The sequence below is a fragment of the Flagellimonas cixiensis genome (genome assembly GCF_042134615.1).
Lineage (GTDB): Bacteria > Bacteroidota > Bacteroidia > Flavobacteriales > Flavobacteriaceae > Flagellimonas > Flagellimonas cixiensis.
Window position 1 is genome coordinate 2,899,658 of the sequence record NZ_CP169639.1, and the last position, 23,536, is coordinate 2,923,193.

Annotated in this window: 19 protein-coding genes and 1 tRNA gene; 8 read left to right on the forward strand and 12 right to left on the reverse strand. The window is 40.2% G+C overall.

Annotated features, from left to right (window positions below):
- Nucleotides 1–36 precede the first annotated feature (36 nt).
- The 3 genes from ABT310_RS12845 to ABT310_RS12855 are packed head-to-tail and all read right to left on the reverse strand — an operon-like array spanning nt 37 to nt 2,541.
- Nucleotides 37–1,350: a cryptochrome/photolyase family protein gene (locus ABT310_RS12845; RefSeq protein ID WP_375324287.1), complete on the reverse strand. Its 1,314-nt coding sequence runs from the start codon at nt 1,348–1,350 to the stop codon at nt 37–39.
- Nucleotides 1,350–2,042 (reverse strand): SDR family NAD(P)-dependent oxidoreductase, encoded by a 693-nt coding sequence (locus ABT310_RS12850; RefSeq protein ID WP_375324288.1) that lies wholly within the window; start codon nt 2,040–2,042, stop codon nt 1,350–1,352. Before ABT310_RS12850 ends, ABT310_RS12845 begins: the two co-directional genes overlap by 1 nt.
- Nucleotide 2,043: 1 nt before the next feature.
- Complete coding sequence (locus ABT310_RS12855) at nt 2,044–2,541, reverse strand: cell division inhibitor (RefSeq protein ID WP_375324289.1); 498 nt, start codon at nt 2,539–2,541, stop codon at nt 2,044–2,046.
- A gap of 183 nt (nt 2,542–2,724) precedes the next feature.
- On the opposite strand from ABT310_RS12855, the gene ABT310_RS12860 reads away from it, so the two are divergent.
- Nucleotides 2,725–3,579 carry a DUF2911 domain-containing protein gene (locus ABT310_RS12860; protein WP_375324290.1) on the forward strand — a complete coding sequence of 285 codons (855 nt, stop codon included), beginning with the start codon at nt 2,725–2,727 and terminating at the stop codon, nt 3,577–3,579.
- A 51-nt stretch (nt 3,580–3,630) separates the two neighbouring features.
- On the opposite strand, the gene ABT310_RS12865 is transcribed toward ABT310_RS12860, so the two are convergent.
- From ABT310_RS12865 to ABT310_RS12875, 3 genes are all read right to left on the reverse strand, one after another.
- Complete coding sequence (locus tag ABT310_RS12865) at nt 3,631–5,337, reverse strand: sodium:solute symporter (RefSeq protein ID WP_375324291.1); 1,707 nt, start codon at nt 5,335–5,337, stop codon at nt 3,631–3,633.
- Nucleotides 5,338–5,448: 111 nt separating this feature from the next.
- Entirely contained in the window at nt 5,449–7,980 is a 2,532-nt protein-coding gene (locus ABT310_RS12870) for a PIG-L family deacetylase (RefSeq protein WP_375324292.1), read from the reverse strand.
- A 92-nt stretch (nt 7,981–8,072) separates the two neighbouring features.
- Nucleotides 8,073–9,005 carry a septum formation inhibitor Maf gene (locus ABT310_RS12875; protein ID WP_375324293.1) on the reverse strand — a complete coding sequence of 311 codons (933 nt, stop codon included), beginning with the start codon at nt 9,003–9,005 and terminating at the stop codon, nt 8,073–8,075.
- 114 nt (nt 9,006–9,119) lie between these two features.
- Between ABT310_RS12875 and ABT310_RS12880 the strand changes: the two genes are divergently transcribed.
- Together ABT310_RS12880 and ABT310_RS12885 are read left to right on the forward strand one after the other, a co-directional pair.
- Nucleotides 9,120–10,364 (forward strand): peptidase U32 family protein, encoded by a 1,245-nt coding sequence (locus ABT310_RS12880; protein WP_375324294.1) that lies wholly within the window; start codon nt 9,120–9,122, stop codon nt 10,362–10,364.
- Nucleotides 10,364–10,594, forward strand: coding sequence for a ferredoxin (locus tag ABT310_RS12885; RefSeq protein ID WP_375324295.1), 231 nt, complete (start codon nt 10,364–10,366; stop codon nt 10,592–10,594). The genes ABT310_RS12880 and ABT310_RS12885 overlap by 1 nt, the downstream gene beginning before the upstream one ends.
- Here the strand turns inward: ABT310_RS12885 and ABT310_RS12890 are convergent, their stop codons facing one another.
- The 4 genes from ABT310_RS12890 to ABT310_RS12905 form a co-directional block, all read right to left on the reverse strand.
- Nucleotides 10,595–11,188 (reverse strand): Maf family nucleotide pyrophosphatase, encoded by a 594-nt coding sequence (locus ABT310_RS12890; RefSeq protein ID WP_375324296.1) that lies wholly within the window; start codon nt 11,186–11,188, stop codon nt 10,595–10,597. It abuts the gene before it with no gap.
- Nucleotides 11,181–11,708, reverse strand: a complete 528-nt coding sequence (locus ABT310_RS12895; protein WP_375324297.1) for a KdsC family phosphatase — start codon at nt 11,706–11,708, stop codon at nt 11,181–11,183. The genes ABT310_RS12890 and ABT310_RS12895 overlap by 8 nt, the downstream gene beginning before the upstream one ends.
- Entirely contained in the window at nt 11,692–12,450 is a 759-nt protein-coding gene (locus tag ABT310_RS12900; protein WP_375324298.1) for a Rossmann-like and DUF2520 domain-containing protein, read from the reverse strand. The genes ABT310_RS12895 and ABT310_RS12900 overlap by 17 nt, the downstream gene beginning before the upstream one ends.
- Before the next feature lie 85 nt (nt 12,451–12,535).
- The gene (locus ABT310_RS12905; protein ID WP_375324299.1) at nt 12,536–12,928 is read right to left on the reverse strand and encodes a hypothetical protein; all 393 of its coding nucleotides are present in this window, start codon (nt 12,926–12,928) and stop codon (nt 12,536–12,538) included.
- A 112-nt stretch (nt 12,929–13,040) separates the two neighbouring features.
- Here ABT310_RS12905 and ccsA point away from each other — a divergent pair, with 112 nt between their 5' ends.
- Nucleotides 13,041–16,217: a cytochrome c biogenesis protein CcsA gene (gene ccsA, locus ABT310_RS12910; protein ID WP_375324300.1), complete on the forward strand. Its 3,177-nt coding sequence runs from the start codon at nt 13,041–13,043 to the stop codon at nt 16,215–16,217.
- 1 nt (nt 16,218) lies between these two features.
- Here the strand turns inward: ccsA and ABT310_RS12915 are convergent, their stop codons facing one another.
- Complete coding sequence (locus ABT310_RS12915) at nt 16,219–17,505, reverse strand: M14 family metallopeptidase (protein WP_375324301.1); 1,287 nt, start codon at nt 17,503–17,505, stop codon at nt 16,219–16,221.
- 226 nt (nt 17,506–17,731) lie between these two features.
- Here ABT310_RS12915 and ABT310_RS12920 point away from each other — a divergent pair, with 226 nt between their 5' ends.
- The 3 genes from ABT310_RS12920 to bshB1 are packed head-to-tail and all read left to right on the forward strand — an operon-like array spanning nt 17,732 to nt 21,075.
- A complete protein-coding gene (locus ABT310_RS12920; RefSeq protein WP_375324302.1) occupies nt 17,732–19,141 on the forward strand; it encodes an MATE family efflux transporter in 1,410 nt (469 codons plus the stop codon).
- A gap of 35 nt (nt 19,142–19,176) precedes the next feature.
- A complete protein-coding gene (locus ABT310_RS12925; protein ID WP_375324303.1) occupies nt 19,177–20,346 on the forward strand; it encodes a trans-sulfuration enzyme family protein in 1,170 nt (389 codons plus the stop codon).
- A 6-nt stretch (nt 20,347–20,352) separates the two neighbouring features.
- Nucleotides 20,353–21,075, forward strand: coding sequence for a bacillithiol biosynthesis deacetylase BshB1 (gene bshB1, locus ABT310_RS12930; protein ID WP_375324304.1), 723 nt, complete (start codon nt 20,353–20,355; stop codon nt 21,073–21,075).
- Here bshB1 and ABT310_RS12935 read toward each other — a convergent pair whose 3' ends face one another.
- A complete protein-coding gene (locus ABT310_RS12935) occupies nt 21,076–23,097 on the reverse strand; it encodes an ATP-binding protein (protein WP_375324305.1) in 2,022 nt (673 codons plus the stop codon).
- Nucleotides 23,098–23,429: 332 nt separating this feature from the next.
- On the opposite strand from ABT310_RS12935, the gene ABT310_RS12940 reads away from it, so the two are divergent.
- Nucleotides 23,430–23,505: transfer RNA gene (locus ABT310_RS12940), tRNA-His, on the forward strand.
- Nucleotides 23,506–23,536 lie beyond the last annotated feature (31 nt).

The following is a 23,536-nucleotide window of genomic DNA, read 5'->3' on the forward strand; positions in this document are numbered from 1 at the left end:
ACTCCATCAACAAGAACTAAAATTAAAGAAAAAGCTTCAACTGACCGCTTCTTTATATGTTTTTAAGCAACGTTCCCGAGCCATTTTATGGTCAACCATCGGCTCTGGGTAGCTTATTTCTTGAAGGTCTGGAACCCATGTATTGATGTATTTTTTATCCTTATCAAACTTTTGAATCTGCGTAGTTGGGTTAAAAATCCTGAAGTAAGGGGCGGCATCTACGCCACTGCCTGCGGCCCATTGCCAGTTGCCCACATTGCTGGCCATTTCGTAGTCCAATAATTTTTCGGCAAAATAGGCTTCGCCCCAACGCCAATCTATAAGCAAATGTTTGCAAAGAAAGCTGGCTACCAGCATGCGCACCCGATTGTGCATGTAGCCTGTTTGGTTTAATTCACGCATACCGGCATCTACAAGGGGATATCCTGTTTTACCTTGTTTCCATTTTTCAAACTCCTCCTCATTGTTTCGCCATTCGATTCGGTCGTATTTTGGTCGGAATGCAGCGTTCACGGTATGCGGAAAATGCCAAAGAATCTGCATAAAAAATTCACGCCAAATCAGCTCGTTCCAAAAGGTTTCATTCTTTTCATTCATGGCTTTTTTGACCATTTTTCGAATGGAAACGGTTCCAAAACGAAGATGTGGACCTAGTCGGGAAGTGCCATTCTTTTTTGCGGGAAAGTCTCGAGTGTCCTCATATTGTTGAATTAAGTCCGAAGTAACGGTATAATCAGGAACCTGTGTGGATGATTCTACAAACCCCATATCTTTTAAAGAAAGTTGGGGCAGGGTTTTGGACTGATACAAGTTTTTACTGAGGTTAGTTTGGGAATCGTACTCCAACAAATGGGTGGTGGGATTGAAATTTTCTTTCCACTTGCGCATATAAGGCGTATAGACCACGTAGGAATCTCTATCATCTTTGACCACTTCCTCTTTTTCAAAAATAACTTGGTCTTTAAAGGTGTTGAACTGAATATTGCTTGATTCTAACAATTCCCTGATTTCTTCATCCCTTTTTTTGGCATAGGGTTCGTAATCGTGGTTGGTGAAAACCGCTTCAATTTGGTATGCTTCGATTAATTTTTCAAATACTTTTTTGGGTGAACCATGAAATTGAGCTATCCCACTGCCAAAATCAGTGTTCAATTGCTTGTTTAACTTTTGTAGCTGATTGTGAATAAAGGTAACTCGGGCATCATTTTTTGGAAGATTTTCCAATATTTCCGTATCAAAAATGAAGATGGGAAGTACAGGGACTTTATTTTGCAGGGCTTGGTACAGTCCAACATTGTCATCTAATCGTAAGTCGCGCCTAAACCAAAAAACTAGTATCTTATCCTGCATTAACTAACATTTAGTGTGGACATACCTCCATCTACGCCAATTACCTGTCCAGTTATCCAAGAGTTGTTGGAATTTAGTAAAAATTTGGCCATGTTGGCAATGTCCCGAGCTGCACCCACCCGTTTCATCGGATGTCTTTGTGCCATCATTTCTTTTTTCTTTTCGTTGCTCAAAAGTCTTTCGGACAAAGGTGTATCGATTAAAGACGGGGCGATAACGTTTACTCGTATTTTTGGGGCATACTCCGCTGCCAATGCTCTGGCAAAACCTTCAATAGCACCTTTTGCGGCTGCTACACTTGTATGAAAGGGCATTCCTGTTCCCACGGCCACAGTGCTGAAAAAGACCATGCTAGAACCTTCGTTCATTCTATTGATGATGGATTTGACGGTTTGAACCAAAGCGAAAAAGTTGATTTCCATATCGTTTTGAATGGTGTCAACTCCCAAAGTCTTGAAGGGTTTTAGGTTGATGCTACCAGGGCAATATACAAAGCCATCCAGTTTTTCTGGAATTGCTTTTTCTGAAATGTCTTCGTTTAAAACATCAAAAGGGATGTGGGTAACGTTCAAATTTAAAAGTTGTTCATTGCTTCGGCTAGCAACAAATACTTGATGGTCTTTGGAAAGTATTTTGGCCATTTCCAGACCAATGCCGTATGAGCCGCCAATTAACAAAATATTCTTTTTCATATTATATTTTTGAAATACTCAACTTATTTTCTCTGCCTGCTACTTGCCCAAATAACGCAACAAGCTTTTTTTCACGATATTCAAAGATTTTTTGTAATTGTTTTTTTACCAAAACAGGATGGGCCATTTGACCCAAAAGGCCAAAAGGAAGCTTATAGTCAATAATATCTTCCATTTCCACACCTTCGGGAACTTCTTTTAAAAAATGCTTGTGATGCCAAAGCGCGTAAGGACCAAAACGCTGTTCGTCCACAAAATACTCACCTTCCTTAACGTGGGTTATTTCTGTGACCCATTTGGTGGCTACTAATGGAAATGGTTTTACGATATATTGAATAATCTGTCCTTGAAACATGGCTCGGTCGGCACCTGCCAGAATATGAAAACCCATATGGTCAGGGGTAATTACCGCTAAATTTTTGGGGTCCGATAAAAATTCCCAAGCCTTTGTTTTAGAAATAGGCAGTATTTGCTTTGATTTTAATTGATAGAGCTGCATCAAATTATGTTTGCACAAAGATAAAACTATATTGTTTAATAAAAATATTAAAAAGTTAAACAAAAATGTTAATTTAGAAGTGGATGCTACGCATTGGAACACATCCTTTTAAGGAATTATTAACAATTAGGGGCAGGGTTTATATTTAGCTTTGTCCCACTAAACAGTTAAAAACATTATCATATGAAAAAAGTTGCACTACTATTATTTGTTGGTTTGATGTGCGTTACCCTAAATGCACAGATAGAAACTCCAGCGCCTAGTCCGTTCTCAACCTTGGAGCAAAAGGTTGGATTAACGGATGTTACCGTAAAATATTCAAGACCTGCCATGAAAGGCAGAAAAATATTTGGAGACCTTGTTCCATTTGATGCTATTTGGAGAACAGGTGCGAACCAAAATACCATTATTACTTTTGGTGATGATGTTGAAGTGGAAGGTAAAAAATTGAGTGCGGGAAGCTACTCTATCTACACAAGACCAGGCAAAGCTGTTTGGGATGTAATTTTCTATACTACCACAGATAACTGGGGAAATCCACAAGAATGGGATGCTTCAAAAGTGGCGGCCACCGTAAAGGTTGAAACCATGGAAATCCCAATGCCCATTGAATCATTCACAATCACTATTGACGATTTGCACAATAACGGTGCTACTTTGGGCATTATGTGGGAGAATACCTATGTAGGGGTTGATTTTGTGGTTCCAACAGTGGACAAGGCCATTAAGAGTATTGAGGCTACCATGAACGGTGGAGGTGAGTTGACCGCTAATGATTATTTTGCTGCCGGTTCTTATTACTTCGCGGAAGGCATGAACATGGAGCAAGCTAAAACTTGGGTAGATAAAGCCGTTGAAATGGATGGTGGAAAAGCCTATTGGATGATGCGCACGCAATCTTTGATCTATGCTAAACTAGGCGATAAAGATGGCGCTATTAAAGCAGCGAAAAGATCACTATCTGCAGCACAGGCAGCTGGTAACCAAGATTATGTGAAAATGAACACTGAATCACTTCAAGAATGGGCCGAGAACTAGTTCTTCAGAAATAAAAACAAATTGGAAGCCCACTTAAAAAGTGGGCTTTTTTTATTGTTCAACTTTGGGATTTCCTAAAAAATTATCGAACATTTGAACCAAGCTCGCTAAAAGAATCACCAAAACACACCCAAAAGCGTTCAGCCATAAATAAGACATCCAATCCATATACCACCCAACAATTACAATAATTTGGGTAACAATAGCCGCTACAAAAACAGCATTTCCTTTCACAAATTTGAAAAAGAACGCTAATAGGAAAATGCCAAGAACATTTCCATAGAATATAGAACCAATGATGTTTACCAATTGGATAAGGTTATCGAACAAATTGGCAACATTGGCAATCGCAATGGCAATTATACCCCAAAGCAAGGTAAACCCTTTAGTGGCCATTAAATAGTGCTTTTGGTCAAGATCTTTTTTCTGACTTCTTTTATATAGGTCCAATGCCGTTATGGTGCCTAAAGCATTCAATTCTGATGCTGTTGATGACATGGCGGCAGATAAAATAACGGCCAATAGCAAACCTATCAATCCTTGTGGCAGATTGTTTAGGATAAAGTGGATAAAAACATAATCCTTGTCGTTGGTCTCCACGAGTTCATCCGCTTTGGCAATTAAACTTCGTGCCGTTTCACGACTTATGTTTTCCTTTTCATTAATTCGGATAATGTCCTGTTTTGCCTGCTCTATGGCATTGTACTCTTTGAGCTCCAAGGCTTCAGAAAAGGCATCTTGGGCCATTCGTTTTTCAGCTTCTAACTTTTTATGGTCAGCTTCGAGAGTTTTGTAGTTTTCGGCATATTCCGATTCCATCACCGCTTCGGTGGCAGCTGGATTAAAATTTAGGGGAGAGGTATTGTATTGATAAAACACAAAAACCATGGCACCTACCAATAAGATGAAAAACTGCATTGGAATTTTAAAAATGCCATTAAAGATCAAGGCCCATTGGCTTTCACGGACTGATTTTCCGGAAAGGTAACGCTGCACTTGACTTTGGTCAGTGCCAAAATAGGCTAGGGCCAAAAAGAAACCTCCTGTGATTCCACTCCAAAACGTATAGCGGTTATCGGGATCTAACGTAAAATCGAGAATATTCAATTTGTTGTTGGCGCCGGCAATTTTTAATGCTTTTCCAAAAGAAATATCGGTAGGCAGGGCTCCCATTATAAAAAAGAAGGCAAAGAACATTCCCAGCATAATAATGAACATCTGCTGCTTTTGGGTAACACTTACGGCTCTGGTTCCACCAGAAACGGTATAAATGATCACTAAAATTCCGATAATCACGTTCAAGGTTCTCAAATCCCATCCCAATACCGCAGATAAAATTATGGAAGGAGCAAAAATGGTAATTCCTGCTGCCAAACCTCGTTGAATTAAAAACAAAATGGCTGTTAGGGTTCTGGTTTTAAGGTCAAAACGACCTTCCAACATTTCGTAGGCGGTAAAAACATTCAACTTTTTATAAATGGGAATAAAAACAAGGCAAATCACTATCATGGCCAACGGAAGGCCAAAATAGAATTGCACAAAACCCATTCCATCGTGGAATGCTTGCCCAGGGGTGGACAAGAAGGTAATGGCACTTGCTTGGGTAGCCATTACGGACAGGCCAATGGTCCACCATTTTATATTATCTCCGCCACGAACATAGTCATCAACACTATTATTGCCTCGGGTTTTCCATACGCCATAGGCCACAATAAACAATAGAGTACTACCAAGAATAATCCAATCGAGTAATGCCATTCAGGATTTTAGTTGTTTAGTATCATTATGAGGTAAAAAATCAAAATATAAATGGCGTTTAAAAAGAGTACAATGCTGTATTCTTTTTTCCATTCGAATTTGGTATCCATGTTATCCTTTGACATTACTTTCTTTTTTTACTTCATCTTTTCCAACGGAAAGCATATTGGCAAACAATTTATAAGCTCCTGAAACTCCAACGGGAAGTTCCCTAAAAAAGCTCAAGCCGGTGTAAATATAATGACCTTCTCCGTAAGGTGCCACTAAAAGGCTACCTTGACTTGGTGATTCTCCTTCGTCACCCATTTCCAATATTGGCGTGAAATCAGCGCTCCACTCGCTTGGGAAGTATAGTCCACGTTCTTGTACCCAACCATCAAAATCTTTTTCGGTGATGGTGTTTGGGAAATTCACCAACGAATTGTTTTTGGCCAAGATACTCACTTTTGCATTTTCATCGGTAACCCTATCTCTAGAAAGGGTTAAGTCATAGGGAGCAATATTTTCAAACTGATTGGCCCAGCGCCCCGCAGTGTTATACTGAACGATCATGGTGCCTCCTTTTTCGACATAATCGAAAAGGATGGGTTGCTTAAATTTTAGGGCATCCACCACATTATAAGCTCTAATTCCAACTACAACAGCGTCGTACTTATCCAAAGAACCTGCTTGAATATCATTTGGGTCTATTAGATGTACTTGGTATCCAATTTGCTCCAAACTTTCAGGAACATTATCACCGGCACCCATAATGTAGGCAATATGTTCCCCGGATTTTTGAATGTTCATGCGAACTACTTTCGCTTCTGATGGTAAAAGAATGGATTGCTTTGGAATATGGTCGTAATTAATTTCAACAAGTTCTTTGTCAAATGTCTTGTTTCCAATAGTAACTACGGGCGATATTTTTCCTTCACTTCCAGTTTGCGGCGGTGAAACTTTAAAGATTACACTAATTTCTTCCCCTTTCTGAGCAATGGAAAATGGAATACTGCTGGGCATAACCATCCATCCTTCAGGATGATTCAAAACCACATTTCCAGAAACATCATTTTTTCCGGCCCTAATTTTTACCTGAACATCTTTGGTGTCTGCATTGGCGAAAATCAGAACTTTTTCATCGATTTTTGAAGTAACCTCAGGTAAAATGGCAAAGGGCTCGTACACTTCTCCCTTATCGGGTTTGGAATAGCGATAAATAACTGGCTTTTCAATATTGATGGACACTCCGTCAATTTCCAATGCAAAAATGGCCGTAAAAGCACTAGGTGTTTCTGGTTTACCTATCAAAGTTTGATCATTTACGGTATAGGTACCCAAGGTTCCAGATTCGTTCAACCAATAAGGACTGGTGTAATTTGTAGCTTCTGGAACTTTAAAACTAAGGTCGAAGTTAGATTTTTTATTGTTTTCCAAAATTTGTGCCGGTGTAATTTTTTCTGAAACACCATTTAAGCTAATGGACTTCAAGGTGATGCCGTTGGCACTACGGTTAATGGCCTCAAAATTAACTTTGACCATGCTTCCTGGTGTTGCAGAGGATTCCCCGGCACTTGCCTCCAGATAAAGACCTGCGCAATCCAAAATAAGGGCTTGTAGCTCTTCTGATTTAAGCGTTCGCCAATGCTCATCTTCCACTTTTTGAAGCAGTTGATAGGCTTTTACCAACGCAGGTAGATGTTTTTCAGGGTTTCTGAAGTTAAAGTTCTTTTCCACCTCATAAAGAATCTCCCCAACAGCTTCACCACCCTCAACTCGGGACCAAGTAGTGTTAATGCCTTCGAACACATCATTGTTTTTAGGCATATCTCCTTTTAGAAGTTCAATATATTCCATGGAAGAACCTCTACTGGTCAACCTACCAAAACCTTGGCATAGGTGTTGACTTCGGGCCATATCGGCTATTTCGTTGTTGGATAATCCCAATTCTGGGTAATAGGTGCCCACATCTAGACTCACCATTCCAGATTTGTCCACTTTAGCAAAGGCTTCTTGGCTTCCATACTGCCACCAAGAGGTATTGTAAAAAATTCGTTTAGGTTGCCAAGGTGTAGTGTATTCCAATTGTTCGGCATACACATCGGGATTGTTGGCAATATCAAAAGCTTCAACACTTAAAATAGCAGAGGAGGTGTGGTGCCCATGGGTTGAACCAGGGGTTCTGTGGTCGAAACGATTCACAATAACATCCGGTTTTATTTTCCGAATGGTCCAAACCACATCGGCCAGCACTTTTTCTTTGTCCCATATTTTAAGGGTCTCGTTCGGATGCTTGGAAAACCCAAAATCGTTGGCACGGGTAAAACGTTGTTCTCCACCATCCATATGTCGGGCGGCCAATAATTCTTCAGTTCGTAACACGCCCAATAATTCACGCAATTCAGAACCTATTAAATTTTGCCCACCGTCGCCACGGGTCAAGGAAAGATAGACCGTGCGCGCTTTTTCGTGGTTGGACATGTATGAAATTAGGCTTGTATTTTCATCATCGGGATGAGCCGCCACGTAAAGGGCAGTCCCTAAAAAATTGAGTTTTTGAAGTTCGTGATAAATCTCTGAAGAGGTAGGTTTATCTGGTTTTTGGGCATGAAGTAAGGTTACAGAAAATACAATAGCCGAAAGGGTTACCCATACGTATTTCATTGTTGGTTGTTTAGTGGTTGTTTCAAATATAGCCTGTTTAAAGTCAGTTGGGGAATTATTTAGAAGAGTTTTAACATCGATTTTAAAAGGCGTTACAAACCTAAACTATCCCTTAAACTCGAATCGCTATTCCTGTTCTGACCCCAATAAGCTGATTTATACCTTTTAATTTTGGTAGCGGTTGTGGTCATTTTTTTTGCTTTTGGACCAAATCCACTTTTAAATTCTTCTGTCCAACTTTCAATGGAATATGGAAAATCAGATGTAAAAGATATCATCAATTTTCGTTCCAATTCCGGGTAAGAAATAGAGTAGGTTGATATTCCATTTGAAGTTGAAAGTTCAGCATTTGAGGCATAGGTTTTAACTTCTTCATGTGTTAATCGAAGAAATTCCAATGAAGGAATCATTTCAATCTCGCCTACTGGAAGTCCACTTGGGTTGATGCGTATTTTATTCCAGATTTCATTTTCTAAATGCGATTTTTGGACTGAAAACTCCTGATCGGCTTCTCCTTCAAAATACGAATGCCACGTAAATTCAAATTGCTCACGATTGTTTAATTGGGAGTACACATGGCCGCACCACTCCTGAACCGACAAACTGGTTTTTATGGCATGTTGGTTATCGTAAACAGGAAAAAATGTACTCGCCATAATGGAGTAGGGATAAATTCCAGTCACAAACTTTTTGGTAGCATTCAATTTTAAAACCGATATGCTTTCTGGATTTGGATTATCGGCTTTCACCTGTTTTTCAGGCAAAAAAGGTTCGGTTACATAAATTAAAACTGCTTTTCCATCCCTCAGTTCCCCATAGCGAGCTTGCTTTAATTCGTAAGACGTGATTTCTGCTTCGCCAGCATACCAATAGGCCTTAAAATCTTCGGATAATGGCTTTTTTGGTAATTTTTCTTTGGTTTTGGTATTTGCAGTTGAAGCAATCTCGGTCGGTTTGGGCGCTTCTTGTTTGCAGCTTAAAGCAACAACGAAAAACAAACTCAAAAGGAAAAAATAGGTTTTCATAAGCACATGTATTTGATTCATGGGAATTGTCGAGATATCTCAAGATACTTAACTTTTTGCAATGCAAGGAAAAATGTAGTTTTGCAAAATATTTCGGAAGCAAAAACTTTTGACATGCAACAGATTGAGTTGATGGCACCTGCAGGTAATTTTGAATCTCTGCAAGCCGCATTGGACAACGGAGCGGATTCGGTGTATTTTGGGGTGGAACAGTTGAACATGAGGGCTAGGGCCACCATGAATTTTACTTTGGACGATCTGCCCGAGATAGCCAGACGTTGTAATGAAAAAGGGGTGAGAACCTATCTTACCTTGAACACCATTATTTATGACCACGACCTTTCCATCGTAAAAACCTTGTTGAAGAAAGCCAAAGAAGTTGGTTTGACGGCCATTATTGCCATGGACCAGGCCGTAATTGCATCTGCCAGAGAGTTAGGATTGGAAGTGCATATTTCTACCCAAATCAATGTGACCAATATTGAAACGGTAAAGTTCTATGCCATGTTCGCCGACACCATGGTGTTGAGTCGGGAATTGAGTTTGCGACAAGTGAAAAAAATCACCGAACAAATTGAAAAAGAACAAATCAAAGGTCCATCAGGTCGATTGGTGGAGATAGAGGTGTTCGGTCACGGTGCTTTGTGTATGGCCGTTTCGGGTAAATGTTATATGAGTTTACATTCCTATAATTCTTCTGCGAACCGAGGAGCTTGTAAACAAAACTGCAGAAAAAAATATACGGTGATAGATCAAGAGACAGGGTTTGAAATGGAACTGGACAATGAGTACATCATGTCACCTAAAGATTTGTGTACCATTGATTTTCTGGACCAAGTAGCTGATGCAGGCATCAAAGTGCTAAAGATTGAAGGTAGGGGGCGCGCTCCGGAATATGTGGCCAAAGTAATCAAATGCTACCGTCAAGCTTTGGATAGTTTGTATGAAGGCAATTATGATAAAGAAAAAGTAATCACTTGGATGCAGGAACTTGAAAAAGTGTACAATCGTGGTTTTTGGAGTGGCTATTATTTAGGTCAAAAATTAGGGGAGTGGAGTAAAATTCCTGGTTCTTCCGCTACCCAAAAGAAAGTTTACATCGGTAAGGGAGCCCATTTTTTCCCTAAAACCAATATTGGTGAATTTATTATTGAAGCTTACGATATTTCAGTGGGAGATACCATTTTGGTGACAGGACCAACCACAGGAGCCAAGGAAATGAAGGTAACCGAAATGTTGGTGAACGATGCTAAACTCTCTACGGCCAAAAAAGGTGATTCCGTGACCATTCCTTTGGACTTTAGGATTCGACTTTCGGACAAATTGTACAAAATTGTTGAAAATAAGGTAGAGGCGTAATGGTGGTAGTTACGCTTCAACGCGACAAATGTATTGGTTGTAATTATTGTGTGGAAATGGCTCCTGAACAATTTGCAATGTCCAAAAAAGATGGAAAATCTGTGTTGTTACATTCCAAAGACAAGAAAGGTTTTTACACCATTAAATCCCATGACGAGGGTATTTTTGAACCCTGCGAACAAGCCTCAAAAGCCTGTCCAGTAAAAATCATTTCAGTAAAAAGGACCTGATTACAATTCCATCATGGTCTGGTAAACCAAATGGGTGGGCAGACCGACCACATTGGTGTACGACCCTTGAATTTCGGAAATGCCGATCATTCCAATCCATTCTTGAATTCCATAGGCACCTGCTTTATCAAAAGGTTGGCAAGTTTCAATGTAAAAGTTGATTTCTTCATCGGAAAACTCCTTGAGCTTCACTTTAGTGATGCTGCTCACCGTTTTTTGAGCCTCTTTGGTGGTAAAACACACGGAAGAAATTACCTCATGCCAATCTCCGGAAAGGGTGCGGAGCATTTTGAATGCTTCTGCATGGTCAGCTGCTTTGGCCAAGGAAGCATTGTTGTGCCAAACCACCGTATCCGAAGTAATCACAATTTGATTGGGCTCTAGGGCTTCCTTAAACGGTGTCGCCTTCAATTCAGCCAAATACTCTGATATTTCCTGTCCTTGTAAATGATCTGGATAAACTTCTTCTACCGACTTAGGGTCAATGATAAAATCCAGTCCAAGTTCTTTCAAGAACATTTTGCGTCGTGGTGAACCAGATGCCAAAATGATTTGTTTGCCCTTAAGTTTATCTGTTAGTGGATTTTTAGTCATTCTTGGCGCTAAAATTATCGTTCCAATCCCCACGAACCTTTAAAACTTGCTCAATAATATCCCGAACACAGCCATCTCCACCATTCTTATGGGAAACGTAGTCGCAAATGGCCTTTACTTCTGGAATGGCATTTTGTGGTGCGGTAGCCAAGGCCACCATTTTCATAGGTGGAATATCGGGCATGTCATCACCCATGTACACCACCTGTTTCGGGTCGATGTTGTAAATATCCAAATACTCTTTTAAAGGTTCTTCTTTGTGATGGGAGCCCATGTAAAAATCAGTAACCCCAAGTCCTTTTAAGCGTTCTTTTACCCCCTCATTAGTGCCGCCTGTTATGATACAGACGTTGTAGCCTTTTTGAATGGCTGTTTTAAGGGCATAACCATCCTTCACACTCATTTTTCTGAGCAATTCGCCATCGGAAGTTATCAGTACCATCCCGTCGGTAAAAACCCCGTCAACATCAAAAACAAAAGTGGTGATATCACTTAAAAGTTCTTTATAATTCTTTTTCATAGGCTTGTTTTATGGCTTCACTCAATAATTTATAAAGCGCAATGTGTTCTTTGTTCAAAAGTTTCAAGTGGCTTTCCATACTCTTTTCATCGTGCCGTTTTGCTGGTCCTGTTTGTGCCTCTTTAGGTGAAAGGGTTTGCACTTTCTCAGCGGTTTCCAGAATCAAGGGCTTCAACAAATCAAAAGGAAGGCCCTCTTCCAAACAAATGGTTTCGCCAACACCATACAGGTAATTGGTAAAGTTGTTCACAAAAACGGCTGCAAGATGCAATTTTTTTCGCTGTTCGGAATTAATTTCATGGACCTTTTCAGAAATGGCTTTCGCCAGAATCTTCAATGTTTCCAGCAATTGAGACGATTCGGCTTCAATACAAATAGGAATAGTGGAGAAATCTACTTCTTTACCTTTGGTAAAGGTCTGTAGTGGATAAAAAACACCTCGTTTTTCAGATTGAATCACATGCATGGCAACTGCTCCGGAGGTGTGCACCACAATTCCTTTCTTAGTGATCAATAATTTAGAGACTTGGGAAATCGCATCATCATTGACGGCTATAAGGTAAATATCAGCCTCTTCAATCTCAACGGGATTGGATGTTATATTGGCAAACGCATTGAACCTTTGGAGGGTTTCTTTGTTTCGCCCATAGACCTGCACAAGTTTTAACGTATCCACCGCTAAAAAAGCATTGCATAGATGTAGGGCCACATTGCCCGTTCCAAGAACTACGATTGTGTGCATGGGGCAAAAATAAACGATTGAAGTGGAAAAGGACCTAAGAAAGCCCCCCCTCAATGGCAAACGCTACTAATTGGCCTTTCCAATATTAAGCACAGGCCACGGTTACGCTGTGACTGTGCCCATCCTCCGTGGTTGAGGTAACCACAATTTGATCATTGGATTTAAGGGAATTAAAATGATTGGATGTTAAACGTACGGTGTGGTTATGGGGAGAGCTCCCCATAATGGAATAATCCCGCTCGGTCCCATTCTCAATATCTTCTTTGGAAACCACTAGAGTATGGCCATGATTGCTACTGATGGATAAAGCCTCTGCTCCGTTTGACGCACAGTCTTTCTCACTTGCGTTAGGATTGGGGTCTAAGTTTCCATTGTTATTGTCGGAACTGTCGCTACTCGAACAGCTTAAATAAGTAGCTATGGGGATGCCCATAAGCAGTGCCCCAAATGTTTTCTGGATAAATGCTTTTCTTCTCATAGTTTTTAGTTTTAAGAGGGGCATTCTTAAATTTAACATTTTAAAGCCTAAAGGACAACAGAAAAACGTTAAAAGGCCGTATTTTTGCCAGCCGAAAGCAGACCGAATTTCCATGATCGATATTCTTAAAAAGACTCTTTTTTCCACAAGACTTATGGCTGTTCTTTTTTTGGTTTTTGCGGCAGCAATGGCCATTGGAACTTTTGTAGAGAGCTATTACAGTACCGAAACCGCCAGAATTTATATTTATAACGCCACTTGGTTCGAGGCCATTATGGTCTTTTTTGTGATCAATTTTATCGGGAATATTTTTAGGTATCGCTTGCTCGATTGGAAAAAATGGGCTGTGCTTATTCTCCACCTCTCTTGGATTCTTATCATTATTGGCGCTTTTGTGACCCGTTATATCAGTTACGAAGGGATGATGCCTATTCGAGAAGGTGCTACGGAGAACGTATTTTATTCCGATAAAACTTATTTGACCGCCTATATTGATGGGGATATCAATGGTGAAACCAAAAGGCGTATTCTTGAAGATGATATTTTGGTAACTCCCGAAGGAAAACGTTCAAGCTTACCTTGGAAATCCGACTTTAATGGCCAACCATTCACCATTTCCTATGTAGATTTTATTAGAGGTGCTGAAAAAGGATTGATTCCTGATGAAAACGGTCAAGAATACTTGCAAATTGTAGAAGCAGGCAACGGACAACGTCACGAACATTATCTGGAAAATGGAAAAATTGCCAGCATTCACAATGTACTCTTTGCATTGAACAACCAAACCGATGGTGCCGTCAACATTTTTTATGATGAAGAAAATGGGTTTCGTATTCAGTCTCCTTTTGATGGAAATTTTATGCGCATGGCCGACCAGTTTCAAGGTACGGTAGCCAGTGATAGCATTCAAACCTTACAATTACGCTCTTTGTACACCATGGCAGGAATGCAATTTGTGATTCCAGAGCCTATCGTCAAAGGTAAATATGGCATTGTAAAAGTGCCCGAAGAGGAAATTACTAAAGTAACCCAAGACGCACTAGTGGTTTCCATTGCTGCCAACGGAGAATCCAAAGAAGTGAAATTATTGGGAGCCAAAGGAACCACCAATTTTTCAGATAAAATACATGTGGGTGGCTTGGACTTTACCTTGAGTTACGGTTCCAAAGTATACGAACTTCCTTTTTCGATTGAGTTGAACGACTTTATTGCAGAGAAATATCCCGGTACCGAAGCAGGTTATGCCTCGTTTATGAGTAAAGTGACCGTTCACGATGAGCGCCCTTTTGATTACGATATTTATATGAACCATGTGCTGGACAATAAGGGCTATCGTTTTTTTCAATCTAGTTTCGACCCCGATGAAAAGGGCACCGTATTATCTGTTAACCACGATGTTTGGGGTACTTGGATTACTTATATTGGGTATTTCTTGCTGTATATCGGTTTAATGGGCATTATGTTTTTTGGCGATACCCGATTTAAAGATTTACAGCAGATGTTGGAGAAAATCAAAGTCAAAAAAGCAGCTTTGACCATTGCGTTATTGTTATTGACTTTTACGGGTGTTCAGGCGCAAGAAACAACTGACGAACATGATGGGCATTCTGCAATGCCTACGCAAGCGCAGATTGATTCCGTTATTGCAGCAACGACCGTAGCCAAAGAACATGCGGAAAAATTTGGCGCCTTGGTCATCCAAGATGGTGAGGGCCGAATGAAGCCTGTACATACTTTTTCTTCCGAATTGTTGAGAAAACTGAGTGGCAAGGACAAGTACAAGGACATGTCTGCCAATCAGGTTTTTCTTTCCATGATGCTCAATCCAGGAGTTTGGTATACGGTTGATTTTATTGAAGTAGGTAAATGGCAAAACGATAGTATCCGAAAAGTAATTGGTGTTCCTAGTGGTACGGATTACGTTAAGGCCACAGATTTTTTCACTGATAAAGGCGCTTACAAACTAAGATCCTACCTTGAAAAAGCAACCTCTACAACCAATCCTTCCAATTTTGAAAAGGACATTAAAAAAGTTGGGGAAAGATTAAGCTTGTTGGATATCGCCTTAAGTGGTCAAATGGTGAAAATATTCCCTTTGTTGAATGATGAAAACAACAAATGGATTTCGGCAGTTGAATTTCGCGGTGGAGAATATCAAGTGCAGGATTCCTTGTATGCCAATTTCATTAGGAATGCAATGCCTTATTATTTGAACTCCCTCCAACAATCCATTGCCTCTGGTGATTATTCCCAACCTGATAAATTGATTGAGGCATTCACCCAGAACCAAAAGAATCATGGTGAAGAGGTATTGCCTTCAGAAAATAAAATAAAGACCGAGATTATATACAACAAGTTGGACCTGTTCAACCGTTTGTATAAATACTACGCCATGGTGGGTGTGCTCTTGTTCTTTGTGTTGATTGCCAAGATTTTTAAAGAGCGAAAGATATTGGATGCCTTTGCCTATTTATTGAAAGGAACCATAATCCTATTCTTTATTTGGCACACCATTGGTTTAGTATTGCGTTGGTACATTTCGGGTCACGCTCCTTGGAGTGATGCTTACGAAAGTATTCTTTACGTAGGATGGGCCACCATGGGAATCGGTTTGGCTTTGGGTCGAAAAAGTGAACTCACCATTGCGGCAAGTGCCTTTGTAACCTCTATGTTGCTGTGGATTGCGCACCAAAGCTGGGTAGACCCTGCAATTGGTAATTTGGTGCCCGTATTGGATAGTTATTGGTTAATGATTCACGTGGCGGTAATTGTAGGTAGTTATGGTCCCTTGACCGTTGGGATGATCTTGGGTGTGGTTGCTTTGCTTCTGATGGTAATGACCACAGAAAAGAACAAGAAACGTATGGATCTCAATATTAAAGAGCTTACCGTGATCAACGAATTGTCCTTAACGGCTGGATTGGTGATGTTGACCATTGGAAATTTTTTGGGAGGACAATGGGCCAATGAGAGTTGGGGACGTTATTGGGGCTGGGATCCTAAGGAAACTTGGGCCTTGATTTCCATAATGGTCTATGCCTTTGTGCTGCACATGCGCTTGGTACCGGGACTTCGAGGTAAATGGACCTATAATTTTGCCAGTATTGTAGCTTTTGCGAGTATTATGATGACCTATTTTGGGGTAAACTTTTATTTGGTGGGACTGCACAGTTATGCTAGTGGAGACCAAGTAATAACCCCAAGCTTTGTATGGTATACTGTACTCGGGGTCTTTATTTTAGGTGGAATAAGCTTCTGGCGATACAAAGTACATTACGCCAAAAAATAAGCTATTTTTCCAGTAAAAGCTTCATGATTTCCTCAGCAGCAACTTTGCCTTTTTCCTTTAGGAAAGGTCTTGCCGTATTGTCGCCCAATTCAAAAACGATGGCAGGCATACCGTGGTGCACATAAAAGTACTTGCTGGATACCATGGTTGGATCAATCTCATCAGATGCACGAACATTGGTCTGCTTTTGAGGTAATCTTTCGCTGATGTTTTCAATCCAATCAAAAATGATTTTACCTTTTTCACCAGTCACTGTGGTGTCAATAGGATAGTAGATGTCGTCCCAAGTAGAGTGGAAATCCGCACCAAAAACAAAATCGTACTCCTCATCCTTTTTCACCAAGAAATCACGAACATTTCTGGTTTCAGGCTGATTGAAGTTTTGCCAATCCCTATTTAAGTCAATTCCGCCCATGTTATGTCTCCAGTGGCCGTTGTCAGCACCATCAGGGTTCATCAACGGAACTGCAAAAACAGTGTGTTCTTGCCTAAAGGCTTTTGCCAATTCAGAATCTCCCGAAATAGTTTCTATAAAAGATTTCATTACTATAAAGCCAGTAACCTCGGGCGGGTGCTGTCTGGAAATGATCATCAAGGCTTTTTTGGCCTCCTTGTTTTCATTGATTTCCATTAAATGCATGGTTCTTTTTTCTTTAGAAAGACCAATGGGATAATTTTCAATAAATGGTTTTTGACTTAGCGAGTCTACCCATTCTTGAACAACGGAAGACGTATACAATTCCTGAGCCGTAATCCAAGTGGGGTTTTCAGAAACGCTAATCGTCAATTCCGCAGATTCTGGAGCAGCACCCAATCCAAATTCACCCTCACCGGGATTTATGGGTTTAAAATAAATGCTGTCCAATGGCTTAAAATTTCTGCCATCCGTACTGATTTTTGGGTAATACCTACTTCTGGAATCCTGATATTTCAATTCGACTTTAATATCCCTTGCATTGGTAGACCAAACTTTAAAGCCATACCAAGGGCTCACGTTGATGGGGGTATTTTCTGCTGTTACCCAAATGGTATAATGGTCGTCGCCATCAAAGGCCACACCGTTTAAACGGGCACCGTCAAACTGGTTGGAGAAAAAGGTGGTACTGTCGTTAAAGGCCCAAACGCCCCTCCATTGTTTTTGAACAGGTTTATCTACGGTCGGAACTACTGGACTTTTCCCCTGACCTTGATAGCCAGAGGTTTTAGTTTCGGTTGCTTCAGGGGATTTTTTGCACGATAACATTCCTAAGGCCAGAACGGCACATAGAATAAAAACTTTTTTAAACATAAAAATATTGAGTTAGTTGGTCTACTAAGGTAAGAACATGCTGATTATCAGAAAATGAAAAAAATATAATTATGTTTTGGAATTTTTTGCATATTTGTATCATTATGAAGCTATAAGAATTATGTACGCGATAGATGTCACCATTGGGGAAACCCGATTTATGTAACCGAAGACTCCTCGGCTACCCGACATTTCACTTCTTTTTTTACACATAATTCTTTTTATAATGACGAATCAACATACAATTTCATTTAAAAAATTCATTCAATATTTCTGGATAGCCATTTCCGGTAAGGAAACTGAATTTACCTCAGGAAGCATTAGAAAGGCCATATTTATGCTTTCCATTCCCATGATCTTGGAGATGCTCATGGAATCTATCTTTGCCTTAGTAGATATTGCTTATGTTTCCAAAGTAAGTGTTAATGCAGTCGCTACTATTGGATTGACGGAATCCGTAATCACTTTGGTGTATGCATTGGCCATTGGTTTAAGTATGGCAGCGACGGCGGTGGTAGCCCGTAGAATTGGAGAAAAAGATGTTGTAGGGGCGCGAATTGCAGCAGTACAGGCCATTAGTTTGGGGGTTCTAATTTCCATTGTAATTGGAATCATCGGAATTATTTATGCCAAGGATATTTTGGCTTTAATGGGTGGAGAACCCGATTTAATTGCAGAAGGCTACGGTTACACGCAATATTTGATTGGAGGAAACATTACGGTGGTACTTCTGTTTTTGATCAATGCCATCTTCCGTGGTGCGGGTAATGCCTCCATTGCCATGTGGGCCTTGGTGCTCTCCAATGGACTCAATATTATTTTGGACCCCATGTTTATTTTTGGATTAGGACCAATTCCAGAATTTGGCGTAATGGGAGCCGCCATTGCAACCAATATTGGTAGGGGAACGGCAGTACTTTTCCAATTGGGAATTCTGTTTTTCGGATGGGGAAAAATCAAATTGGTCGCCAAAGATTTGGTCATCAATATTAAAGTCATGGTCAACCTGATCAAGGTTTCTTTGGGTGGAATTGCTCAATTTTTAATTGGTACCTCCAGTTGGATTTTCCTCATGCGTATCATGTCCGAATTTGGTAGCGAAGTATTGGCCGGGTACACTATTGCCATTCGAGTGATGATGTTCACCTTAATGCCCTGCTGGGGAATGAGCAATGCTGCAGCCACTTTGGTTGGGCAGAACCTAGGAGCCAAACAACCTGAAAGAGCGTCAATTTCTGTGTGGAAAACAGGAAAATACAATGCTATTTTTATGGGGATTGTCTCATTGGGCTATTTACTTTTTGCCAATACAATTATTTCGTGGTTCAATGCAACACCAGCAGTAGTGAAAAGCGGGGGACTCTGCTTACAGGTGATTGCGGCAGGCTATATTTTTTATGCTTATGGTATGGTAATGAGCCAGGCGTTTAATGGAGCAGGGGATACAAAAACACCAACGAAGATTAATTTAATTTCGTTTTGGCTTTTTCAATTACCCATTGCTTACGTTTCCGCGATAATGCTTGGATGGGGTGAAGTAGGTGTTTTTGTCGCTATCACGCTGTCCGAAGTGCTGTTGGCTGTCTTGGCCATGGTATGGTTCAAAAAAGGGAAGTGGAAGCAAGTTCAAGTATGATGGGTTTCGTATCTTTATCATAAAGATTGACCAACATGACTAACGACAAAAAAGGACTCAATACCATCTGCACCCATGTAGGAGAATTGGAAGATAAACAGTTTAAGGGAGCGGTTTCTCCATTATATATGAGTACTTCTTACGAGTTTGATGACGTAGATGTAAAAAGATACCCAAGATATTATAATACGCCCAATCAAGAAGCATTGTGCAAAAAACTGGCCGCCTTGGAACATGCCGAGGCTGCCTTGATTTTTGGTAGCGGTATGGCCGCCATCAGCACGGCTTTAATGACATTTTTACAAGCTGGTGACCATGTGGTATTGCAGCAGACCATTTATGGTGGAACCTATCATTTTGCGGTGAGTCAATTTGAGAAGTTTGGTATTACCTATTCATTTACCTCGGGTTGGGATGTTGAAGATTTTGAAAGAGAAATCAAGCCCAACACCAAAGTGTTGTATCTGGAAACGCCATCCAATCCCTTATTAACCATTACCGATGTAAAAGGAGTAGCCGATTTGGCCAAAAAGAAAGGAATCCTTTCCATGATCGACAATACCTTCGCAAGTCCTGTGAACCAAACTCCGATTGATCAGGGAATTGATGTAGTGATCCACAGTGCAACCAAATATATGGGAGGACATTCGGATATATGCGCTGGGGTGGTTGCTGCTTCAAAAGAGAACATGGATGCTGTATGGCAAACAGGGATTTGTTTTGGTGGAAGTTTAAGCGATTACACCGTTTGGTTATTAGAGCGTAGCATTAAAACCATGGCAATTCGTGTAAAGGCCCAGAATGAAAATGCCATGAAAATGGCTGCCTATTTGAGTCAAAGTGCCGATGTGGACCAAGTATATTATCCTGGATTGAAAGACCACCCCGGACATGAATTGGCCAAATCCCAAATGAAAGGTTTTGGTGGCATGTTGTCTTTTGAACTAAACCCAGAAATTGACACATCCTTGTTTTTCAAGGAATTGCAATTGATAAAGCCTTCCATGAGTTTAGCGGGCATAGAAAGCACCGTGCTTTCACCTGTTAAAACCTCCCATTCATTGATGAGTGCGGAAGATAGGGCCAAGCAAGGAATTAAGGATTCCCTAATTCGTTTTTCGTTGGGAATTGAAGAAATAGAAGATTTAATAGCGGATATTGAACAGGCCATTGCCAAAGTAAAATCCATGACCGTTACTGCATAAATAAACATGAAGTTAGATATTTTAGTTTTCGGCGCACATCCAGATGATGCCGAACTTGGAGCTGGCGCCACTATTGCCAAAGAAGTGGCCAATGGAAAAAAAGTGGGAATTGTAGATTTGACCCGGGGAGAGCTTGGAACTCGTGGATCCGCTGAAATTCGAGACCAAGAAGCCGCCAATGCAGCCAAAATATTGGGTGTTGCAGTTCGTGAGAACATGGAATTTGCCGATGGATTTTTTGTGAACGATAAGGAACACCAGTTGGAACTAATCAAAATAATTAGAAAATACAGACCTGAAATTGTGCTCTGCAATGCCATAGATGATAGGCATATTGACCATGCTAAAGGTTCAAAATTGGTAAGTGATGCCTGTTTTTTGAGTGGATTGATGAAGATTGATACAAAAATGGATGGTGATGACGAGTGGCAAGAAGCTTGGAGACCCAAAGTAGTGTACCATTACATCCAGTGGAAGAGCTTGGAACCTGATTTTGTAGTTGATGTTTCTGAATTTATAGCGCAAAAAACAGAAGCCATTATGGCATATAGTTCCCAGTTTTACGACCCAAATAGCGATGAGCCGGAAACCCCGATCAGCAGTAAAAATTTTACCGATAGCGTAAATTATCGGGCTAGGGATTTAGGTAGAATTGTAGGGGTTGAATATGCTGAGGGCTTTACCGTTGAGCGTTTTATTGCTGTGGACAGTCTGGACAAGTTGATTTGATCAACTGGCTTTTTGATACCTTTTTTCAGCTTTAGGGACGGTGAAATAGAAGGTGGTACCTTTTCGGACTACACTTTCTACCCAAATATTTCCTTTGTTTTTCAGGACCATTTCCTTGCATAGGGAAAGTCCAAGACCTGTACCTTTTTCGTTGTTGGTTCCGTAAGTGGTAACGTTGGTAGAGCTTTCAAATATCTTTTTCTGCATTTCCTCATTCATCCCTACGCCTGTGTCGCGGATGGAAATCTCCCAAGCATCTTCTTTTTCTTTTGCATCAATGGTGATAAGACCATTTTCTGGAGTAAACTTGATGGCATTGCTCAACAAATTTCGAACTACAATATCGATTTGGTTGTTATCGGCCCAAATACGGGGATTATCGGGAAGCTGATTGATGATTTTGATGGATTTACTCTTGGCAATTTCAGATAGGAGCTGAATATTATTAATTACGATATAGCTCAAGGAAATACGTTTGGGCTTAGTGACCACCCCGTTCATTTGGTTTTGACCCCACGACAACAAGTTGTTCAACGTAAAGGAAATGTTTTCTACATCGGACTTTAGTTTAGGAATAAAAGAGAGAAATTCTTTTTGGCTGATTTCCCCATCCGTAAACATTTTGAGCATGGTTTGCAATGCACCAATAGGACCTCTAAGATCATGTCCGATAATGGAAAACAACTTGGTTTTGGTGCTGTTGATTTCATTCAATTGCACCTCACGTACCGCAACTGCTTGTGATTTTTCTTGTAGTTCTTTGTTCAAATTTTTCTGAATATTCTCACTACGGCGAATCACAAAAGTGATGATGGTAAGGATCAATAGAATAATCACAGAAAAATAGATGTAGTTTCGCTGTTTGGCCAAAGCTTGCTCATTGGCCTCAATTAACTCCTGTTTTTCTTGCTCGTATTGCAATTTGGTTTCCAAAAGCGATAAGCTCTGCTTGCTTTTGTCTTTGGATAACGAATCCGACAGCATTTTAAAACTTTCGAGGTAGGCTAATGCCTCACTATCGCAACCATTCTTTTTGTGTAGTTTGTACAACGTCTCGGAACAATCAATTTGCCCTTGAATCGACTTTATTTTTTTGGACAGTTCTAATCCCTCTTGCGCATATTTATAGGAAAGACTATCGGTTTCCAATCCAAGATAAACTTTGGCAAGGCCATTCATCAACTGAATTTTGACCCGATCATCATCAATTTTATGTTTGAACAATTGATTGCTCTGATCAAACCAATACAAGGCCCACTTGTATTTTTCTTGCTCCAAGTAAATATCACCTTTTACCTCGTAGGCATAGGCAAGCCAATCGATGATTTCATGCTTTTCGAACGTATTGATACTCCGGTTGATGTTGAACATGGCATTCTTAAAGTCCTTTGCGTCCTTGTAGAGTGATGCCATATTACTTTGGGTTTCAGCGTCCACAATTTCATCTCCCAAAGTGCTGTTGATTTTTTGAACCGTATCATAGAACATCAAGGCATTTTTAAAATCCTTTTGTTCGGCATAAAGTCCTGCAATATTTTCATTGAGAATGGAGAGTGCTTCTGGTTCGTTTACCTGCCTAGCAATATCGATACCTTTTAAATTGAGGTTGAGGGCCTCGGCATAGTTGCCTTCAAAACTGGCATTTTGGGCAAGTACGTTCAAAATGGAGATTTCCGATAAAAAATCCTCAGATTCTTCGGCAAGTTGCAAAGCTTTTTCATAAAGAGGCATAGCTTCTTTACGTTTACCTTTTTCATAATAATAACTGCCCATACCTCGAAGACCATTAATTTTTCCATACGGATAGTCTATGGCCTCACTATACTCCAACACACGTTTGGAAATGGAATACACACTATCGATATCCAAATACCGATACGATTTGCCAAGCTTTACCAATAAGTTAATGTGGGTCGTGTCTTTTGGGTTGAACCTATTGGTCGACTCCAATCTTTGAAATTTATACTCCAGACTATCCTTTTTATTGGACTGTGCTTGCACAGGTGACACAAAAAGAAGCATAGCAATTAGGGCTACTAAAGGTATTAGTAGTTGTTTGATGCTAAGTTTGAAGTTTTTTTCCGACAACAATGGGTTGAATTATTTGCTGTAAAAATAAATTTGAAACACGAATGCGAGAATTATTTGTTGTGAAATGCGCATAATTATGTGTTTGGTCTAGCAAAACGTGTATTTTATCGATAAATTATACCTTTTGAGTAGTATTTTGGTTTCGAGACGCTTAGGAGCAGGGTAAAATAGTTTAAATACAATTCTTGTATTGAATGCATCTTATTTGTAAAAATATTTTGGTTGAATCAATACAAAAAAGTATTTTTGCATCCGCTTTAAATGGTGGTTGTAGCTCAGCTGGTTAGAGCGCTGGATTGTGGTTCCAGAGGTCGCCGGTTCGAACCCGGTCTTCCACCCTTAAGTTATAGAATCCCAGACCATTTGGTTT

Excerpts from the sequence above, each read along its gene's own strand:
- ABT310_RS12845 (WP_375324287.1), bottom strand. The coding sequence starts at position 1,350 with ATGCAGGATAAGATACTAGTTTTTTGGTTTAGGCGCGACTTACGATTA.
- ABT310_RS12850 (WP_375324288.1), bottom strand. The coding sequence starts at position 2,042 with ATGAAAAAGAATATTTTGTTAATTGGCGGCTCATACGGCATTGGTCTG.
- ABT310_RS12855 (WP_375324289.1), bottom strand. The coding sequence starts at position 2,541 with ATGCAGCTCTATCAATTAAAATCAAAGCAAATACTGCCTATTTCTAAA.
- ABT310_RS12860 (WP_375324290.1), top strand. The coding sequence starts at position 2,725 with ATGAAAAAAGTTGCACTACTATTATTTGTTGGTTTGATGTGCGTTACC.
- ABT310_RS12865 (WP_375324291.1), bottom strand. The coding sequence starts at position 5,337 with ATGGCATTACTCGATTGGATTATTCTTGGTAGTACTCTATTGTTTATT.
- ABT310_RS12870 (WP_375324292.1), bottom strand. The coding sequence starts at position 7,980 with ATGAAATACGTATGGGTAACCCTTTCGGCTATTGTATTTTCTGTAACC.
- ABT310_RS12875 (WP_375324293.1), bottom strand. The coding sequence starts at position 9,005 with ATGAAAACCTATTTTTTCCTTTTGAGTTTGTTTTTCGTTGTTGCTTTA.
- ABT310_RS12880 (WP_375324294.1), top strand. The coding sequence starts at position 9,120 with ATGCAACAGATTGAGTTGATGGCACCTGCAGGTAATTTTGAATCTCTG.
- ABT310_RS12885 (WP_375324295.1), top strand. The coding sequence starts at position 10,364 with ATGGTGGTAGTTACGCTTCAACGCGACAAATGTATTGGTTGTAATTAT.
- ABT310_RS12890 (WP_375324296.1), bottom strand. The coding sequence starts at position 11,188 with ATGACTAAAAATCCACTAACAGATAAACTTAAGGGCAAACAAATCATT.
- ABT310_RS12895 (WP_375324297.1), bottom strand. The coding sequence starts at position 11,708 with ATGAAAAAGAATTATAAAGAACTTTTAAGTGATATCACCACTTTTGTT.
- ABT310_RS12900 (WP_375324298.1), bottom strand. The coding sequence starts at position 12,450 with ATGCACACAATCGTAGTTCTTGGAACGGGCAATGTGGCCCTACATCTA.
- ABT310_RS12905 (WP_375324299.1), bottom strand. The coding sequence starts at position 12,928 with ATGAGAAGAAAAGCATTTATCCAGAAAACATTTGGGGCACTGCTTATG.
- ccsA (WP_375324300.1), top strand. The coding sequence starts at position 13,041 with ATGATCGATATTCTTAAAAAGACTCTTTTTTCCACAAGACTTATGGCT.
- ABT310_RS12915 (WP_375324301.1), bottom strand. The coding sequence starts at position 17,505 with ATGTTTAAAAAAGTTTTTATTCTATGTGCCGTTCTGGCCTTAGGAATG.
- ABT310_RS12920 (WP_375324302.1), top strand. The coding sequence starts at position 17,732 with ATGACGAATCAACATACAATTTCATTTAAAAAATTCATTCAATATTTC.
- ABT310_RS12925 (WP_375324303.1), top strand. The coding sequence starts at position 19,177 with ATGACTAACGACAAAAAAGGACTCAATACCATCTGCACCCATGTAGGA.
- bshB1 (WP_375324304.1), top strand. The coding sequence starts at position 20,353 with ATGAAGTTAGATATTTTAGTTTTCGGCGCACATCCAGATGATGCCGAA.
- ABT310_RS12935 (WP_375324305.1), bottom strand. The coding sequence starts at position 23,097 with ATGCTTCTTTTTGTGTCACCTGTGCAAGCACAGTCCAATAAAAAGGAT.